General features: G+C 73.3%; 17 protein-coding genes. 8 read left to right on the plus strand and 9 right to left on the minus strand.

Annotated features, from left to right (window positions below; all coding sequences use genetic code 11):
• Nucleotides 1-5: 5 nt before the first annotated feature.
• The 5 genes from M8I34_RS09405 to M8I34_RS09425 all read right to left on the minus strand — a co-directional run bounded on the left by M8I34_RS09405 (nucleotide 6) and on the right by M8I34_RS09425 (nucleotide 3563).
• The gene (locus M8I34_RS09405; RefSeq protein ID WP_374210884.1) at nucleotides 6-599 is read right to left on the minus strand and encodes a hypothetical protein; all 594 of its coding nucleotides are present in this window, start codon (nucleotides 597-599) and stop codon (nucleotides 6-8) included.
• Between the two features lie 169 nt (nucleotides 600-768).
• A complete protein-coding gene (locus tag M8I34_RS09410; protein ID WP_250048819.1) occupies nucleotides 769-1212 on the minus strand; it encodes an ATP-binding protein in 444 nt (147 codons plus the stop codon).
• Nucleotides 1206-2096, minus strand: coding sequence for an MEDS domain-containing protein (locus M8I34_RS09415; RefSeq protein WP_250048821.1), 891 nt, complete (start codon nucleotides 2094-2096; stop codon nucleotides 1206-1208). The genes M8I34_RS09410 and M8I34_RS09415 overlap by 7 nt, the downstream gene beginning before the upstream one ends.
• Before the next feature lie 145 nt (nucleotides 2097-2241).
• Nucleotides 2242-3066: an MOSC domain-containing protein gene (locus M8I34_RS09420; protein WP_250048823.1), complete on the minus strand. Its 825-nt coding sequence runs from the start codon at nucleotides 3064-3066 to the stop codon at nucleotides 2242-2244.
• 47 nt (nucleotides 3067-3113) lie between these two features.
• Entirely contained in the window at nucleotides 3114-3563 is a 450-nt protein-coding gene (locus M8I34_RS09425; protein WP_250048824.1) for a DUF6643 family protein, read from the minus strand.
• Nucleotides 3564-3809: 246 nt separating this feature from the next.
• On the opposite strand from M8I34_RS09425, the gene M8I34_RS09430 reads away from it, so the two are divergent.
• Nucleotides 3810-5219, plus strand: a complete 1410-nt coding sequence (locus M8I34_RS09430) for a TerD family protein (RefSeq protein ID WP_250048825.1) — start codon at nucleotides 3810-3812, stop codon at nucleotides 5217-5219.
• A 21-nt stretch (nucleotides 5220-5240) separates the two neighbouring features.
• On the opposite strand, the gene M8I34_RS09435 is transcribed toward M8I34_RS09430, so the two are convergent.
• Nucleotides 5241-6389 carry a glycosyltransferase gene (locus M8I34_RS09435; RefSeq protein ID WP_250049115.1) on the minus strand — a complete coding sequence of 383 codons (1149 nt, stop codon included), beginning with the start codon at nucleotides 6387-6389 and terminating at the stop codon, nucleotides 5241-5243.
• Between the two features lie 206 nt (nucleotides 6390-6595).
• Here M8I34_RS09435 and M8I34_RS09440 point away from each other — a divergent pair, with 206 nt between their 5' ends.
• The 3 genes from M8I34_RS09440 to M8I34_RS09450 all read left to right on the plus strand — a co-directional run bounded on the left by M8I34_RS09440 (nucleotide 6596) and on the right by M8I34_RS09450 (nucleotide 8731).
• Nucleotides 6596-7444, plus strand: a complete 849-nt coding sequence (locus M8I34_RS09440) for a glutamate racemase (protein WP_250048827.1) — start codon at nucleotides 6596-6598, stop codon at nucleotides 7442-7444.
• 94 nt (nucleotides 7445-7538) lie between these two features.
• Nucleotides 7539-8156, plus strand: coding sequence for a hypothetical protein (locus tag M8I34_RS09445; protein WP_250048828.1), 618 nt, complete (start codon nucleotides 7539-7541; stop codon nucleotides 8154-8156).
• A 77-nt stretch (nucleotides 8157-8233) separates the two neighbouring features.
• Entirely contained in the window at nucleotides 8234-8731 is a 498-nt protein-coding gene (locus M8I34_RS09450; protein ID WP_250048830.1) for an NUDIX domain-containing protein, read from the plus strand.
• A 67-nt stretch (nucleotides 8732-8798) separates the two neighbouring features.
• Here M8I34_RS09450 and M8I34_RS09455 read toward each other — a convergent pair whose 3' ends face one another.
• On the minus strand, nucleotides 8799-9353 hold the full coding sequence (locus M8I34_RS09455) for a hypothetical protein (RefSeq protein ID WP_250048832.1): 555 nt from the start codon (nucleotides 9351-9353) through the stop codon (nucleotides 8799-8801).
• 259 nt (nucleotides 9354-9612) lie between these two features.
• Here M8I34_RS09455 and M8I34_RS09460 point away from each other — a divergent pair, with 259 nt between their 5' ends.
• The 3 genes from M8I34_RS09460 to M8I34_RS09470 all read left to right on the plus strand — a co-directional run bounded on the left by M8I34_RS09460 (nucleotide 9613) and on the right by M8I34_RS09470 (nucleotide 12920).
• Nucleotides 9613-10407, plus strand: a complete 795-nt coding sequence (locus M8I34_RS09460; RefSeq protein WP_250048834.1) for a 3-hydroxybutyrate dehydrogenase — start codon at nucleotides 9613-9615, stop codon at nucleotides 10405-10407.
• 71 nt (nucleotides 10408-10478) lie between these two features.
• The gene (locus M8I34_RS09465) at nucleotides 10479-12593 is read left to right on the plus strand and encodes a helix-turn-helix domain-containing protein (protein WP_250048836.1); all 2115 of its coding nucleotides are present in this window, start codon (nucleotides 10479-10481) and stop codon (nucleotides 12591-12593) included.
• A gap of 132 nt (nucleotides 12594-12725) precedes the next feature.
• A complete protein-coding gene (locus tag M8I34_RS09470) occupies nucleotides 12726-12920 on the plus strand; it encodes a CsbD family protein (RefSeq protein WP_250048837.1) in 195 nt (64 codons plus the stop codon).
• Nucleotides 12921-13014: 94 nt separating this feature from the next.
• Here the strand turns inward: M8I34_RS09470 and M8I34_RS09475 are convergent, their stop codons facing one another.
• Nucleotides 13015-14430: an MFS transporter gene (locus M8I34_RS09475; protein ID WP_250048840.1), complete on the minus strand. Its 1416-nt coding sequence runs from the start codon at nucleotides 14428-14430 to the stop codon at nucleotides 13015-13017.
• A gap of 402 nt (nucleotides 14431-14832) precedes the next feature.
• Between M8I34_RS09475 and M8I34_RS09480 the strand changes: the two genes are divergently transcribed.
• Nucleotides 14833-15255: a hypothetical protein gene (locus M8I34_RS09480; RefSeq protein WP_250048843.1), complete on the plus strand. Its 423-nt coding sequence runs from the start codon at nucleotides 14833-14835 to the stop codon at nucleotides 15253-15255.
• Nucleotides 15256-15502: 247 nt separating this feature from the next.
• Here the strand turns inward: M8I34_RS09480 and M8I34_RS09485 are convergent, their stop codons facing one another.
• A complete protein-coding gene (locus M8I34_RS09485; RefSeq protein ID WP_308372113.1) occupies nucleotides 15503-15922 on the minus strand; it encodes a helix-turn-helix domain-containing protein in 420 nt (139 codons plus the stop codon).
• Nucleotides 15923-15977 lie beyond the last annotated feature (55 nt).

Here is a 15977-nt window from a genome sequence, read left to right on the forward strand (position 1 = left end):
GGCTCTCAACTCCCTGCGCCGGCCCGGCCCCAGTCCTGGCCCGCGCGCTCCCACTCCTCGTCCCAGCGGCGGAAGCGACGCACCATCAGCCGCCAGACGACCAGCCGCCGGGCGCCTTCGATCATCATGCCGACCCCGGCCGCGGTGCCCAGACCGGCCAGCACGGCATGCGTGCCCGCCGTGCCGGTGTCCATCGGCCGCGGCGCCACCCGGCCCCGGTCGTCGGTCCAGATCCGGAACCGCTCGCCGGTCTCCACCGGCCGCGGCGCGGCGAGCTGCCCGACGTGCGGGCTGCCGTCGGGGGCCGTCCAGCGGGCGACGACCCGGCGGTGCGCATCACGCTGGGAGGAGGTCTCCGGATCGGAGTCGAGCGGGGCCCGGGAGATCAGCCGGTCGACCGTGACCCACTCCAGATGCCGCTGCTGGTGCTGTATCCGTACGGTCGCCAGCAGCGCGCCGTGTGCGGCCCGTCCGGCGAGCCAGCCCACGGAGGTCGCCCCGAGGGCGATCAGAAGGGCGGCGACGAGCGCCGTCCAGGCCTCGAACCGATCGGTCCGGCGCCGCAGCGGATTGTGCCGCCAGCGCCATACGCCCTTCATCGCTCGCATCGGTGCCCCCTCTCCGTGTCTGTGGATACCTCATCGCGGGTGGTCCATGCGAGAGTTCTGCGAAGAGAGAGCAACTTCATGGCGTACAAAGAGCGACAACCGGACGTTTCGAGCAGGTCCGGGACTCTTGGGGGACTCCGCGCCGGACCGGCCCGCGCGGTCAGCGCAGCCGTACCGTCACCGTCACCACGGCGCCCGTCATGCCCGTACCGGGAGCCCCCACGGCGACCGCGAACCGGTCGGCCACCAGACGGGCCAGCCACAGCCCGCGCCCCTTCGGAGCGCCGTCCAGGCCCGGCAGCAGCTCGGGGATCACGTCCTCGCTGAACCCGGGCCCCGCATCGCTGATCCGGCACTCCAGCTCCTCGCCGACCCGGCGCAGCACCAGCCGTCCCGAACCGCCCCCGTGCTCCACGGCGTTCCCCGCGATCTCGTCCACGGCGAGCACGAATTCGCCGCGCCGCGGCTCGCAGAGGCCCTCGCGGGCCGCGCACTCCTCGACCAGCAGCCGCAACTGCGGCAGCAGCCGGGCGGTGAAGCGCCGCTGGAGCAGCCGGCGGCCGGGCTCCGGGGCCGCCACCTCGGCCGGATCGGGGCTCACCACGGCCGCACCACCTCCGTCAGCGTCAGCCGCGGCACCGTCCCGGCGCCCAGCCGCCGCAGCATCCGGTGCTGCCCGCGGTCGCAGCGCACCTCGACCAGGTCGTGGCCCGCGGCGCCGCGGACCAGGGTGAGCAGGCTGACGGCGCAGCCGACCGACAGGAAGTGCAGCCGGGTCAGATCGACGCCGAGCCGCCGGGACGCGGGCGTCTGTGCCAGGGCGATCTCCAGCGCTCTGCCGAACGCGGTCCGGTTCGCGGCGTCCGCCTCGCCGATGAAGCACAGCGCGCCGTCCGGTGCGCGCAGCGACCGCAGACTGCCCAGCCGCTCCAGGAGCGCGCGCGGATGCGCCCGTTCCATGGCGGTGAGCACCGCGCGGTCGAACCGGCGGCGGTCGTAGGCGCAGATCTCCGTGTACGGCCGGCCGCTGAAGAGCGCCTGCGCACCGGTCTCACGGCACGCCATCACCCCGACGTCCGCGCCGAGCGCACGCACCCAGCCCATGTCGATGAACGCCCGCAGGCCCGCATACCCCTCGGCCGTCGCCCGGTCCGTCTCCGCGTACAGCCGGCCCATCTGGCGCGCGGCGGTGAACTCCGTGTCCGGCCGGATCACCGCACGCATGCTGCTCACCACCAACTGGCCCCGCTCGCGCGCCGACACCGTGCTGCGGCTGGGGAAGTCGAGCCTGGCCAGTACCTCGTCCTCGGGCACCTCGGGGCACGGCAGGACCATCACCTTCTCGCCGTGGGCCAGCCCGAGCCGTACGAATGCCGTGACGACCTCCCAGCGCACCTCGTCATCGCCGTAACTCACAAAGGCGTGGTCCCCGGGCCGCAGATGCTGGACGGGAAGGAGACGGCCGCACCCGGTGTCCCGCACAGACATCGGCACCCAGCTCTCTGTCGTCCGTCGGCCGCTCCCGTCGGCGGCGCCGGGCGTGCACCGCGGACAGCTGGTCACCGGGCCGCGGCGGCCCGCGGCCGCCACGAGCGCCCACGGCGCGACCATGGCGAAGGGCCGCGCCGGCCCGTCAGCCGAGTATCTCGAACGGGTCGCCGATACGGATCGTGCCGACCCCGCGCGGGATCAGATTCTGGCCGAAGACCAGCTGGTCACCGAAGCGGCGATGCCGGGCGAGCGTGCGCAGCGGCTCCTTGCCGCGCTCGGCGGTGCGCTGGTCGGTGGTGGTGACCACGCAGCGGGAGCAGGGCTTGACCACCTCGAAGACGACCTCGCCGATGCGGACCCGCCGCCAGTCGTCCTCCGCCCAGGGCGCGGTGCCGTCCACCACCACATTGGGCCGGAAACGGTTCATGGGCAGCGGTCCCTCGTCGGCGTGGTCGCCCTGTGCGATGAGGGAGTTGAGGGCGTCCAGCGACGAGGTGGTCGTCAGCAGCAACGGGAAGCCGTCGGCGAAACTGACCGTCTCACCGGGCAGGGAGTACTCCGGGTCGATGGGCCGGCGCTTCTCCGGGGCGTCGAGGTACACCAGCCGGCACTCGACGCCCAGATACCCGCTGAACCACTCGTCGGCCGCCCGGCCCACGGGCACCGCCTCGACCTCGTCCTTCCAGACCTCGACCGTGATCGTCTCCCCGGAAGCCGGCACCTCGACCGTCAACGGCTTCCTTCCGGGCGCGGTGAGCCCGAGGCCACCGCCCGGCAGCCCCTCGGCATGCGCCAACGCCAGCATCCGCTGCTGCCGTTGCGTGATCTGCCTGCCCTCGGCGTCCACCAGCAGCCAGCGTCGGTCCCCGGCGAGCCCCCACGGCTCCACGACCGCCTCGCCGGGACCGGACCCCGCAATGGATTTGACCGGGTAGAGATGGATCGACTGGAGCGCAGGCTTCGGCATGCGTTCCATCCTGCCAGCAGCCTCGGACAGTTGACCGTTCGCCCAGGTCAGTACCCGCGCGGGTACTGCCGGCCGTACGGGTCGTCGTACGGCGTGGCAGGCCGCGGCGCGACCGGAGCGGCCGGCCGCATCGCCTCATACCCCGTGCCCATGGGCGGGCGCTGGGGCTGCTGCTGTTGCTGGGACGGATAGCCGCGGACACCCGCCTGCTGCGGGATGTACGGCGCCGGGGCCTGCTGCAACGGGGCGACCGGCTGTGCGGCCGCTCCCGGGTAGCCCTGGCCGGGCGAATGGTGCGAGGGCGCGGCCGGAAGTGCCGGCAGCGCCGAGGGCAGCGCCGGCATATAGGACGAACCCGTCTCGTAAGGGGAGGGGTTCACCCGGATCGGGGCGATCTGCGGCGTACCACGTTCGGCGACGAGGCTGTCGTAGATCGGGGTGTCCGGGAAGGAAGGCGAAGCGTAGTAGCCGCCGTAGGTAGAGCGGGGGGAGGTCATGCCTCATAAGTTAAGCCCACGATGTGCCGATTGGGGAGCCTGCAAAGAGGGTTGTTTTGCGTGTTCGGAGCGGCCATGGATCGCCAATGTGAGCGAAGTTGTGGAAATCGGTCGCGATCGCCCGTAGGGATCGTGTAAAGACCTCGCTTCTCGCAGGTGAACGGGGGGCGTTCGGAGACGTTCGGGCCAAGTAGGTTGGGGGTGCCACCAGTGACGGGGCACGACGGACGAGAGGAAGGCGCAGCGATGTCGATGCTCAAGGGCAGCAACGTTCCGGTCCCGGCCCCGGCGGTCCGGGTGGAGCTGGGCTGGCAAACGGCCCCGGGGACGCCGGACGTGGACGCCTCCGCCCTGCTCCTGGTGTCCGGAAAGGTCCGCGACGACGGCGACTTCGTCTTCTACAACCAGGCCGCGCACGCCTCCGGTGCCGTACGCCATGACGGCAAGCGCCCGGCCGGCGGCGCGATGACCGACAGCCTCACCGTCGCCCTGGACTCCGTCGAACCCGCCGTCGACACGGTGGTGCTGGCCGCCTCCGCCGACGGCGGCACCTTCGGGAGCGTCCCCGGGCTGCACGTCCGGGTGCTGGACGCGGCGAACGGCGCCGAGATCGCCCGCTTCGACAGCCAGGACGCCGGCGCCGAGACCGCCTTCGTGCTCGGCGAGCTCTACCGTCGCCAGGGTGCCTGGAAGTTCCGCGCGGTGGGGCAGGGGTACGCCACCGGGCTCGCCGGCCTCGCCACCGACTTCGGCATCAGCGTCGAGGACCCGGCGCCGCCGCAGCCCGCGCCGCCCGCCCCGGCCCCCGCCGCCCCCGCTCCGCCGTCGGCCATGCCCACCCCGCCGCCCGCCGCACCCCCGGCGCCCGCCCCTCCGATGGCGCCGCCGCCCATGGCGCCCACGCCCCCGTCGCCGACGGGGCAAGCGGCGGCCGCCTTCCCGCCGCCTCCGGGGCAGCCCGCGCCCGCCCCGGCGCCCTCTCCCGTTCGTCTGACAAAAGTCACCCTCACGAAGGACGCCCCTGCCGTCTCCTTGACGAAGCAGGGCGGCACCTCCGGGGCGATGCGGGTGAACCTCAACTGGAACAGCGGCACGGCGGGCAAGCGGCTGGGCAAGAAGCTCGGCTTCAAGGCGATGCAGGCCATGGGCGCCCGCGGCGCACTGCTGCCCCCGTCCGGCGAGCTCGACCTCGACCTGTGCGCGCTGTACGAACTCACCGACGGCGCCGCCGGGGTGATCCACCCGCTCGGCAACAACTTCGGCTCCCTGCACGCCCCGCCGTACATCCAGCTCGACGGCGACGACCGCACCGGAGCCGTCGCCGCCGGCGAGAACATGACCATCAACCTCGACCACCAGGCGCGCATCAAGCGCATCCTGATCTTCGTCACCGTCTACGCGGGAGCCCGCAGCTTCGAGGGCCTGAGCGCGACCGTCACCCTCCAGCCCCAGCACGGCGCCCCCGTCGACTTCTCGCTCGACGCCTGCACGGTGCCCTCCAAGGTCTGCGCACTGGCCCTGATCACCAACACGGGCAGCGAACTCGTCGTCCAGCGCGAGGCCCGCTACCTCGTCCCCGAGCCGGGCGTCAGCCCGCAGCGCACCATCGACAACGCCTACGGATGGGGCCTGGACTGGTCACCCGCCCGCAAGTGACGCCGGCACCGGGGGCGCCGCTCAGGGCGCCGGGTACGTCCGCCCTTTCCAGGCCGCGCCGCGCCCCCGGTAGTGCTGTACCGCCGAGTCCACGGTCATCAGCAGATACAGCAGCGCGGTGAAGGGCAGCAGCGGTGCCGCCCACGGCGGCTGCCCGTAGTAGCGCAGCATCGGCAGATACGTCCCGCACATCACCGCCCAGGCCGCCCCGCCCAGCGCGGCGACCGCCGTGTCACCGTCCGCCAGTCCGGCCGCCAGCGCGACGGGCGGCACCAGATACACCAGCGCGAGACCGAGGACGGTGCCGAGCAGCAGCAGGGGCTGGTGCCGCAGTTGGGCGTAGGCACTGCGCGAGACCATCCGCCACAGCTCTCCCGGCCGCGGATACGGCCGCACGCTGTCCACCCGGTCCGCGAGCCCCAGCCAGATCGTGCCGCCGGAGCGCTTCACCGCTCGCGCCAGCGTCACATCGTCGATCACCGCATGCCGGATCGCGTCCGGGATACCCGCCCGCTCCGCGGCCTCCCGCCGCAGCAGCACACAGCCCCCGGCCGCCGCCGCGGTCCGCGCCCCGGGACGGTTGACCCACCGGAAGGGATACAGCTGCCCGAAGAAGTAGACGAAGGCCGGCACGATCAGCCGCTCCCAGAACGTCACCGCCCGCAGCCGTGCCATCTGCGACACCAGATCCAGCCCCGCCGACCGGGCCGCCGCCACCAACTCCCGCAGACTGTCGGGGTCGTGCGCGATATCCGCGTCGGTCAGCAGCAGATACTCCGGCGCGACGCGCTCGCGCGCCAGCGCGATCCCGTGCCGTACGGCCCAGAGCTTGCCCGTCCACCCGGGCTCCGGCTCGCCGGGTGCGGACACGGTCAGCGGCAGCCCGCCGCGCGCGGCCGCCAGCTGCCGGGCCAGCGCACCGGTCCCGTCCGTACTGCCGTCGTCGACCAGGAACACCTCGGCCCGGCCCGGGTACTTCTGCCCGAGCAGCGACGGCAGGCTGTCCGGCAGCACCGCGGCCTCGTCCCGCGCCGGGACCACCACCGCGACCGTCGGCCAGCGCTCCGGATCGCGGCGGTCCGGCAGCCGTACGTCCGTCCGCCAGAAGAAGCCCTGCCCCAGCAACAGCCACACCCAGGCCAGCAGGGACCCGGCACCGATCCACTCCATCGCTCCCACGGCCGCAGTCTGCCGCACCACATCCGGCATGCACCGGCGATCGGGAGGGTGTCCCGGAAACGGGACGGAACGGACCGGTACGCGAGGAACGGACCGGGACGCCGCTCGTCGGGTGCGGTGCGCCCCGGCCCCGGAAGGCACCCGGCCGTCCCGGCCCGGTATGACAAGCCGGACGCGCGGCTGAGTAAAGTGTCCGGGTGAAGATCGCGCTGATGGACTCCGGGACCGGGCTGCTCGCGGCGGCCGCCGCCGTGCGGCGACTGCGGCCGGACGCCGACCTGGTCCTCTCCTCCGATCCCGACGGCATGCCCTGGGGCCCACGTACCCCCGACGATGTCACCGCCCATGCGCTGGCGGTGGCCCGCTCCGCTGCCGCGCACGGCCCCGACGCCCTGATCGTCGCCTGCAACACCGCGTCCGTGCATGCGCTGCCGGCCCTCCGCGCCGAACTGGAACCCCAGGTCCCGGTCATCGGCACCGTCCCCGCCATCAAGCCCGCGGCGGCCGGCGGCGGCCCGGTCGCCATCTGGGCCACCCCCGCCACCACCGGCAGCCCCTACCAGCGGGACCTGATCGAGCGGTTCGGGCACGGCGTGGAGATCACCGGCGTGCCCTGCCCGGGGCTGGCCGACGCGGTGGAGACCGCCGACGAGGCCGCGATCGACGCCGCCATCGCCGCCGCCGCGCATCGCACCCCACGGGACGTGCGCACCGTCGTCCTGGGCTGTACCCACTACGAGCTGGTCGCCGAACGGATCCGCGCCGCCCTCCAGCAGCCCGGCGCCCCCGCCCTCGCCCTGCACGGCTCCGCCGAGGCGGTCGCCGCCCAGGCGCTGCGCCGCATCGGCGCCGAGCCGGCGCCGGCGGCCGCCCCCACCGGCGCACTCAGCGTGATCCTCAGCGGCCGCCCGGCCGGGCTGCCGGCCACGTCGCTCGTCTACGCCGAGGGCCGGCTGCTCGCCGCGGGCCGTACCGACCGCGCACCCGGGGCCCCCGCCGAGGCCACTCCAGCGGCCGACGGCGCCGCCGCGGCCGCCCGCCGCTGACGTCAGCCATGACGTCGGCGGCGCCGCGGTCCGGGCCGTGAGCGGCTCGTCCGACGCACTGCCATAGCGTGCAAAGACGCGTACGCTGCGTCTCATGAGGGACCACCCCCACGAGGGGGCAGCAGCCCCCGACGACCCTGGCACGACCGACGGCGCCGACAGCGGAGCGCGCCCCAGCAGCGGCTCCCATGCGGAGATCCCCGAGGTCTGGCACGGCAGCGCCACCAACCGCATCCAGTGGCTCCTGGCCGCGATCGGTGCGGCCTGTCTGGCGCTGGGCATCGAGCTCGCCGTCGACAGCAACTGGACCGCGGGCCTCGCGCCCCTGGTGATGTCGGTGGTCGGCTGTGTCGCGGTCGGCCTGCTGGTGCTCTTCGGCACGCTCGCCTACGTCCATGTCGCGGTCCGCGTCGACAAGGACTGCCTGGAGGTGCGGTGCGGCCATATAGGGGTGCCACGCCGCAGGATCCCGCTCGACGACGTCGTCGGCGCCGAGTTCACGCCGCAGGTCACCCCCCGCCACTGGGGCGGCTGGGGCTACCGCTGGCGCCCCGAACAGGGCACGGCCGTGGTCGTCCGCCGCGGTGAGGGCGTGGTGCTCCGGCTCGACGACGGGCGCGACTTCACCATCACCGTCGATGACGCCGAGGGCGCCGTCCGCGCGATCCGCGGCCGGCTCCGGCCGCGCAAGGGGACCCCGGCGGGCGCCTGAGCGCCGTCCGCGGCACGCACACGGCACGTGGTCCACAGGGCCGGGGACCCGCCGGGGACGTCCCGTAGGGTCGGGGCATGGCAACCCCCGATTTCATCCGTCACCTCCGGAACTCCATCGGCCGGCAGCTGCTGTGGCTGCCCGGGGTGAGCGCGGTCGTCTTCGACGACCAGGGCCGTGTCCTGCTGGGGAAGCGGGCCGACACCGGTGGCTGGTCGGTGATCGGTGGTATCCCCGAGCCGGGTGAACAGCCGGCCGAGACCGCGATGCGCGAGGTCTACGAGGAGACCGCGGTGGTGGTGGTCCCCGAGGGCGTCGTCCTCGTCGAGACCATGCCGCCCACCCACTACCCCAATGGCGATATCTGCCAGTTCATGGACGTGACGCTGCGCTGCCGGGCGGTCGGCGGCGAGGCGCAGGTCAATGACGACGAGTCGCTGGAGGTCGGCTGGTTCGACCTCGACGCCCTGCCGGAGCTGGAGGAGTACGCCCTCACCCGCATCAAGCGGGCGCTGGAGGCCGGGCCGACGTGGTTCCACGGGATGGGGGAGGAGCCGGAGGGGCAGCAGCCCTGAGGCACGTCTCAGGGGGCGCTCCGGGGTGTGCCGGGGTGTGTCGGGCTTTCCTCGGGCGGACGGAGGCCTACAGCTCCTCCGTCGACGGCTCGTCCATCGGGTCGGAGGGCTCGCCGGGAAGCGTGGGCAGCTCGGATCCGTCCGGTGAGCCGGGCTCCTCGGACGGAGCCGGGTCGGTGGGCCGACCGGACGGCTCCTCGGTGTGCATCTCCCGGTCGTCCTTGCGGCAGGCCGTGATCCAGGTGCCGGTGGGGCCGCTCTCGAACTGGCAGAACCAGCCCCGTACGGCCAGGGAGCCCCGGTCGTCACGGGCCTCCTTCGGTGCCCGCACGAAGAACTCGGCCATCACCTGACGGACCTCGTCGCAGCCCACCGTGCCGCCGGCCCCGGGGTCCGCGTAGAGGGTGACGTCACCTGCCTCGCCCAGTGCGCCGCGGAGCACGCCGCATTCCATCGGCTGCCCCGGGACGGTGGGGGACGCGGGGCCGTTGCCCGGAGTTCCTTCCGGGCGCGGACCGGTGCCCGTCGACGACGATGCCGCGGTCGTCGGGTCCCCGTCGTCCGCGCAGCCCGCGGCAGTCAGGGCGAGCAGCACGGTCGGCACGGCGATGAGCCTCCGCATGTAGGACTCCCTTGTGGCGGCGGTGCGCAGACGGCACGCTGCGTCGTACGACGTTAGGGGCCCGCGGGGAGCGCGGCGATCCGGGGCGGCCGATCGGGTGAAGCGCGGGGGCCGGTGCGAGCCGCGGCGGGCCACCCGCCGTGCCGGGGAAGGCGGGTGCGGGCACCACATCTGACGTGTGCCGTCCCCATGCCCGGTCCGCGAAGTGTGGTGCCGGGGCACATCGGAGCGGTACCCGGCCGCTGCCTAGGGTGCGGACATGACCGTGATCGGCACCCCAGGCCCGGTATCCCTCGACCTCGACGGCCGCACCGCGCTCGTCACCGGCGCGGCCGGTGGCATCGGACGCGCCTGCGCCCTGCGGCTGGCGGCGGCCGGCGCGACGGTGCGCGCGGTCGACCGGGACGCGGCGGGGCTGGACGAACTCGTGGCGGCTCACCCGGACGGCGCACCGGGCGGCATCGAACCCCGGCTCCTGGACCTCACCGATCTGGACGCCGCGGAACGGGCCGCGGCCGGCGCCGATGTGCTCGTCAACAACGCGGGCCTCCAGCTCGTCCGCCCCATCGAGGAGTTCCCGCCCGAGGTCTTCCACCAGGTGCTGACCGTCATGCTGGAGGCGCCCTTCCGGCTGCTGCGGGGCGCACTGCCCCATATGTACGCACAGGGCTGGGGCCGCGTCCTCAACATCTCCTCCGTGCACGGCCTCCGGGCGTCCCCCTTCAAATCCGCGTATGTCGCCGCCAAGCACGGCCTGGAAGGGCTGTCGAAGACCGCGGCCCTGGAGGGCGCCCCGCACGGCGTCACCAGCAACTGCATCAATCCCGGATATGTCCGCACCCCCCTCGTGGAACGGCAGCTCGCCGACCAGGCCGCCGCCCACGGCATCCCCGAGGAACGCGTACTGGCCGACCTCCTCCTTGCCGACTCCGCCCTCAAGCGGCTGCTCGAACCGGCGGAGGTCGCCGAGGCCGTCGCCTACCTCTGCACTCCGCAGGCGTCCTTCATGACGGGCGCCTCCCTGGTGCTGGACGGGGGCTGGACCGCGCATTGAGCGGCCCGCGCTCCGGAACCCGGGCGGCGGAGGCTGGCGCACCGCGACGACCCGAAGGTATGCCTGTGACCATGTCCACCGATCAGCCCACGCCCGAGCCGGATCCCGAGCCCGTGGACGCGCCCCCGCCGATGCCCGCTCCGTACGACCGGGAGGCCGTGCGGGCCGGTGCGCCCGCCCCCGGCCGGGAGGACGCACCCGGCCGGGACGTCACCCACGACCGGGAGGGCGCCCCCGCCCACGACCCGGCCGAGAACCCCTTCCTCGGGCTGCTGGCCGCGGGCGCCGCCGCGGAGGAGTACGAGCGGCCGGTGCTGCGCGCCCGCGCCGAGGGCGCCGACGCCGGCCGGCTCGCCGCACTGGAGCGGGCCAAGCTCCTCGCGCTGCGGGTACGCACCGAGTTGGAGGGCCGCCGGCGCCGCGAGGCCGAACTGTCCGCGCTCTACGCCACCGCACACGACCTGGCCGGGCTGCGCGACCTCGACGCGGTGCTGCGCGCGATCGTGCGCCGGGCCCGCTCCCTCCTGGGCACCGAGGTCGCCTACCTCACCCTCCACGACCCCGCCGCCGGCGACACCTATATGCGGGTCACCGACGGCTCGGTCTCCGCGCGGTTCCAGCAACTGCGGCTCGGCATGGGCGAGGGCCTGGGCGGGCTGGTCGCGCAGACCGCCCGCCCGTATGTCACCGACAGCTACTTCCACGACGAGCGGTTCCGGCACACCCGCACCATCGACTCGGGCGTCCATGACGAGGGCCTGGTGGCGATCCTCGGCGTGCCCTTGATGCTCGGCAGCGGCGTGATCGGCGTGCTCTTCGCCGCCGACCGCCGCGAGCGGGTCTTCGAACGCGGCCAGATCGCCCTGCTCGCCGCCCACGCGGCGCACGCCGCCGTCGCCATCGACACCGCCAACCTCCTCGCCGAGACCCGTAAGACGCTCACCGAACTGGAGGCGGCCAACGAGATCATCGGCGACCGCAGCTCGGTCATCGAGCGCGCCTCGGACATCCACGACCGGCTGACCGAACTGGTACTGCGCGGCGGCGGGGTCCAGGACGTGGCGGACGCGGTGGCGGAAGTCCTGCACGGCGAGGTCGAGTTCACCGAGCCCGGCCGGGCACCGGCCGCGGCGCTGGACCGCTCCCGCGCCGACGGCCACGCCGTACGGGACGGCGCGGAGTGGGTCGCGGCGGTCGGGGCGGGCGGTGAGGTCCTGGGCGCCCTCGTACTGCGCGGTCACCCGGCCCTCGACCCGGTCGACCAGCGCACCCTGGAGCGGGCCGCCATGGTCACTTCCCTGCTCCTGCTCGCCCGGCGGACCGCGGGCGAGGCCGAACAGCGCGTACGCGGCGAGCTGTTGGACGACCTTCTGAACGCCGCCGACCGTGACCCCCGCCTGCTCGGTGAACGCGCGGCCCGGGTCGGCGCGGACCTCGATGCGCCGCATATCGTCCTGGCGGCCCGGATCGACGGTTCGGCGCCGGCCCACGCAGCCCCGATATCCGACGACGGCCCGGCGCCCGGCGCCGACGCCCACCCCCACGGCACCGACCGCCGCCGCCTGTGGTCGGCGGCCTCCCATCTCGCCGCGACCCGCCATGGACTGGCGGCCGTACGGGACGGCGGCGCCGTCCTGCTGCTGCCGCTCGGCCCCGACGACGACCCGGCGCACACCGCCCGCGAGATCGCCGCCCGGCTCGGTGCCGCGCTGCACCTCCCCGTCACGGTCGGCGCCTCGGCCCCGGTCCCGGCCCCGGCCGCCCGTCCCGCGGCGGTCGCGGACGCCTACGCGGAGGCCCGGCGCTGCCGGGAGGCCCTGCGGGTGCTGGGCCGTGCAGGCCAGGGTGCGGCCGCCGCCGACTTCGGCTTCCTCGGACTGCTGCTGGCCGACACCCGCGATGTGGACGGCTTCGTCCACCGCACACTCGGGGTGGTCAGCGACTACGACACCCGCCGCGGCACGGAGCTGTTGCGCACCCTGGGGGCCTACTTCGCCTGCGGCATGAGCCCGGCCCGCACCAAGGACGCGCTGCACGTCCATGTGAACACCGTCGCCCAGCGCCTGGAACGGGTGAGCCGGCTGCTGGGCCCCGACTGGCAGACCCCGGCACGCGCCCTGGAGATCCAGCTGGCGCTGCGGCTGCATCAACTGTCCTCGGCCGTGGCGCGCGATACCGGCGCGTAGCCGGGATCCGTGCGCCGCTCCGTGCCCACGGACCGGCGGGTACCGGTAGCCGCCTCCGGGTGCGCGCCTCCGCGACCTGCGGCAGCGTGGAGCCGAAGCTTTCTCCCTCCCACCGGACAAAAGGAGTTCCTCATGGGTGACAAAGGCGCCATGGACAAGATGAAGGGCAAGGCCAAGCAGAAGGCCGGCAAGGCCATGGGCGACGAGCGCCTGAAGAGCGAGGGCCGTACGGACGAGGCCAAGGGCAAGGCCAAGAACGCGATGGGCAACGCCAAGGAGCACGCCCAGGGGATGAAGGACTCCCTCAAGAACAAGGACCGCGCCTGACGCCCGGCGGGGGCGTGGCGGACCTGCTGCCCCGTCTCCCGGAGCGTCCCCGGGCCCGCCACGCCCCCGCCGTACATCAGGTTCCGCAGGCCTCTCAGGACGGGACGGCCGGCGACGCCCCGCCCTCCGCCGCTCCCGTCTTGCGGACCGCACCGGCCGTCGTCGTCCCGTCCACTGCCGTCCCGTCCACCGCGTCGAGATCCCGGTTGCGCGTCTCCCGGGCCACCCCGACCGCGAGCAGCGTCAGCAGCGCGGCGGCGATGACGTACAGGGCGATCGGCGTCGGGCTGTCGTAGTCGGCGAGCAGCGCGGTCGCGATCAGCGGGGCGGGCGCGCCGGCCGCGACCGAGGCGAACTGGGCGCCGATCGACGCACCCGAGTACCGCATCCGGGTCGCGAACATCTCCGCGAAGAAGGCCGCCTGCGGCGCGTACATCGCACCGTGGAAGACCAGCCCGACGCTCACCGCGAGCAGCAGCGGCCCGAACCGGCTGGAGTCCACCAGCGCGAAGAACGGGAACGCCCAGACGGCGACGCCGACCGCGCCCAGCAGATACACCGGCCGGCGCCCGATCCGGTCCGAGAGCGCGCCCCAGGCGGGGATGACCGCGAAGTGCAGCGCCGAGGCGATCAGCACGGCGTTCAGCGCGATCTGCTGGGACAGCCCGGTGTGCGAGGTGGCATAGACGAGCACGAAGGCCGTGATGACGTAGTACGAGATGTTCTCGGCCATCCGCGCCCCCATCGCGATCAGTACATCCCGCCAGTGGTACTTCAGCACCGCCACCAACGGCAGCTTCTCCACCGCGGAACCCTCCGCCCGCCGGGTCTCGGCACGCGCCAACGCGGCCTTGAACACCGGTGATTCATCCACCGAGAGCCGGACCCACAGTCCCACGAGCACCAGCACGCCCGAGAGCAGGAACGGCACCCGCCACCCCCAGGACGTGAACGCCGCATCCGACAGCAGCGCCGTCAGCGCCGACAGCACGCCGGTGGCCAGCAACTGGCCCGCGGGAGCACCGGTTTGCGGCCAGGACGCCCAGAATCCGCGCCGCCGTGCGTCACCGTGCTCCGACACCAGCAGCACCGCGCCGCCCCACTCGCCGCCCAGCGCGAACCCCTGGACCAGCCGCAGTACGGTCAGCAGCACCGGCGCCGCCGTACCGACGGTCGCATGCGTCGGCAGCAGCCCGATCGCGAACGTCGCGCCGCCCATCATCAGCAGGCTCAGCACCAGCAGCTTCTTACGCCCCAGCCGGTCCCCGTAATGCCCGAAGACCAACGCTCCGACGGGCCGCGCCGCAAAGCCCACCGCGTACGTCAGAAACGACAGCAGGGTCCCGACCAGCGGATCGGAGCCGGGGAAGAACAGCTTGTTGAACACCAGCGCGGCGGCGGATCCATAGAGAAAGAAGTCGTACCACTCGATGGTCGTGCCGATCAGACTCGCGGCGACGATGCGCTTGAGGTTGGCGGGTGGTGGGGCAGCGGTCGCGGGGGAGGACATCGGCACCACTTCCTGACGAGGGGCGGGGACGTTTCGCGTCCCCACACCGTAGGAACGTGCAGGTCAGGCGCACATGTGGCGGGACGCCACACTTCGGGCCCGGACCGTGCGCGCGGGCACCATGACACGGAAGAGGCACACCAACGCTGGAACGATGCCCCCTACTTGCCGTTGGCGATTTCGGAGCGCTCAAGTCAGCGAACCACCGCTCCCAAGAAGTGATTTGACGGTCGTTGGCGAACCCAAGCGCCAGTTAGCGGGTTATGTCATGAATGTGCAAAAGCGTCCGGCGAGGGGCAACGCGCGGGGCGGCGGGCTCATCTGGACAGTCGGCGAGGCGCACCGGGCGCCTTCGCGAAGGGCGGGTCTCACCAGGTGGGGGATCCGCGGGAGGGGAAGTCCATGACCAGGACGAAGAAGACCGGAGTCAAGGCGCGGGGCGGCCGTGTGGCGGCGATCGGTGCGCTGGGGCTGGCCTCGGTGGCTCTGGCCGCCGGGCCGGCGTTCGCCAAGGGCGGCGTGGACATCACGGCGCCGCACACGGCGCAGGTCGGCAAGGCCATCACGGTCAAGGCGCACGGCGGCGACGACAGCGCCGGATACCTGCATCAGCTGTGCCTGGAGGAGAAGGGCTTCGGCGAAGGGTGGCACCAGGAGAATTGCAGCGCCGCGGCCGAGGGCGACGCGCGGGTCACTGCACACGGCACGTCCGCGCGCCGCGGCGACTTGCAGTTCCGTGCGGTGCTGTACGGCCTGACCGGCCCGCATGACCAGAAGCCGGTGCGCCTGCACGCCTCTGACGTGGTGACGGTGCACGTCCGCTGAGCCGGCAGCGCGGCCGTGGACAGCCGGCACCACCACTGCCACGACCACTGCCCACGGCCGCGTACCGCATCGTTTCTCGGGAGAACGCCCCGGCACCCTGGGTGCCGGGGCGCGGTGCTGAACGGTCCTGTCGTCGCCGGTGTTACCGCTGTGAGCCCGAACCAGTCACCGTGCAGGCTCGATCGACCTGGGGGCGCGTCGCCCGGTGGGTGCAGCGAACAGGACCGCGTCGCGACTCAAGGTCGGCTCAGGCCCCGGTTGCCTCATCGAGCGGGTGTTGAGCGGCACCAGGGGTGTCCGGGGCGTCGGTGGCAGGGGTGTCGTGGTCGGTGGAATGCTCGGCGAGGTCGGCGGCCCAGGCGACGGACCAGTCGACGAGAGGGCTGAGGGCTGTGTGAGCCTGCCGTCCCAGCGCGGTGAGGGCGTAGTGGCCGTCCGGGGTCTGGTGCACCAGGCGTGCCTCGATCAGCTCGACGAGGCGTTGACGCAGCACGCTGGAGGACATGTTGCTGCAACGTTCGCGCAGGGCACGGAAACCCAGTGCGCCTTCGCGCAGTTCCCACACCACACGCAGGCTCCATCGCCGACCGAACAGGTCGAGCGCGGCCATGAGAGGGCTTCCGGTGGTCGAGCCACGCACCGGCCGTCCTGGTGTCGGTGTGGCCATCGCGGTCCTCCTACGCTCGTGCAGATCCACAGCTCCTGGCGTTTCGATTTGCGAA

The organism is Streptomyces sp. MCA2, assembly GCF_023544705.1.
Lineage (GTDB): Bacteria > Actinomycetota > Actinomycetes > Streptomycetales > Streptomycetaceae > Streptomyces > Streptomyces decoyicus.

Coding starts and splice junctions, on each gene's coding strand:
- M8I34_RS09405 (WP_374210884.1), bottom strand. CDS start 599: ATGAAGGGCGTATGGCGCTGGCGGCACAATCCGCTGCGGCGCCGGACC.
- M8I34_RS09415 (WP_250048821.1), bottom strand. CDS start 2,096: ATGTCTGTGCGGGACACCGGGTGCGGCCGTCTCCTTCCCGTCCAGCAT.
- M8I34_RS09420 (WP_250048823.1), bottom strand. CDS start 3,066: ATGCCGAAGCCTGCGCTCCAGTCGATCCATCTCTACCCGGTCAAATCC.
- M8I34_RS09425 (WP_250048824.1), bottom strand. CDS start 3,563: ATGACCTCCCCCCGCTCTACCTACGGCGGCTACTACGCTTCGCCTTCC.
- M8I34_RS09430 (WP_250048825.1), top strand. CDS start 3,810: ATGTCGATGCTCAAGGGCAGCAACGTTCCGGTCCCGGCCCCGGCGGTC.
- M8I34_RS09435 (WP_250049115.1), bottom strand. CDS start 6,389: ATGGAGTGGATCGGTGCCGGGTCCCTGCTGGCCTGGGTGTGGCTGTTG.
- M8I34_RS09445 (WP_250048828.1), top strand. CDS start 7,539: ATGAGGGACCACCCCCACGAGGGGGCAGCAGCCCCCGACGACCCTGGC.
- M8I34_RS09450 (WP_250048830.1), top strand. CDS start 8,234: ATGGCAACCCCCGATTTCATCCGTCACCTCCGGAACTCCATCGGCCGG.
- M8I34_RS09455 (WP_250048832.1), bottom strand. CDS start 9,353: ATGCGGAGGCTCATCGCCGTGCCGACCGTGCTGCTCGCCCTGACTGCC.
- M8I34_RS09460 (WP_250048834.1), top strand. CDS start 9,613: ATGACCGTGATCGGCACCCCAGGCCCGGTATCCCTCGACCTCGACGGC.
- M8I34_RS09465 (WP_250048836.1), top strand. CDS start 10,479: ATGTCCACCGATCAGCCCACGCCCGAGCCGGATCCCGAGCCCGTGGAC.
- M8I34_RS09470 (WP_250048837.1), top strand. CDS start 12,726: ATGGGTGACAAAGGCGCCATGGACAAGATGAAGGGCAAGGCCAAGCAG.
- M8I34_RS09475 (WP_250048840.1), bottom strand. CDS start 14,430: ATGTCCTCCCCCGCGACCGCTGCCCCACCACCCGCCAACCTCAAGCGC.
- M8I34_RS09480 (WP_250048843.1), top strand. CDS start 14,833: ATGACCAGGACGAAGAAGACCGGAGTCAAGGCGCGGGGCGGCCGTGTG.
- M8I34_RS09485 (WP_308372113.1), bottom strand. CDS start 15,922: ATGGCCACACCGACACCAGGACGGCCGGTGCGTGGCTCGACCACCGGA.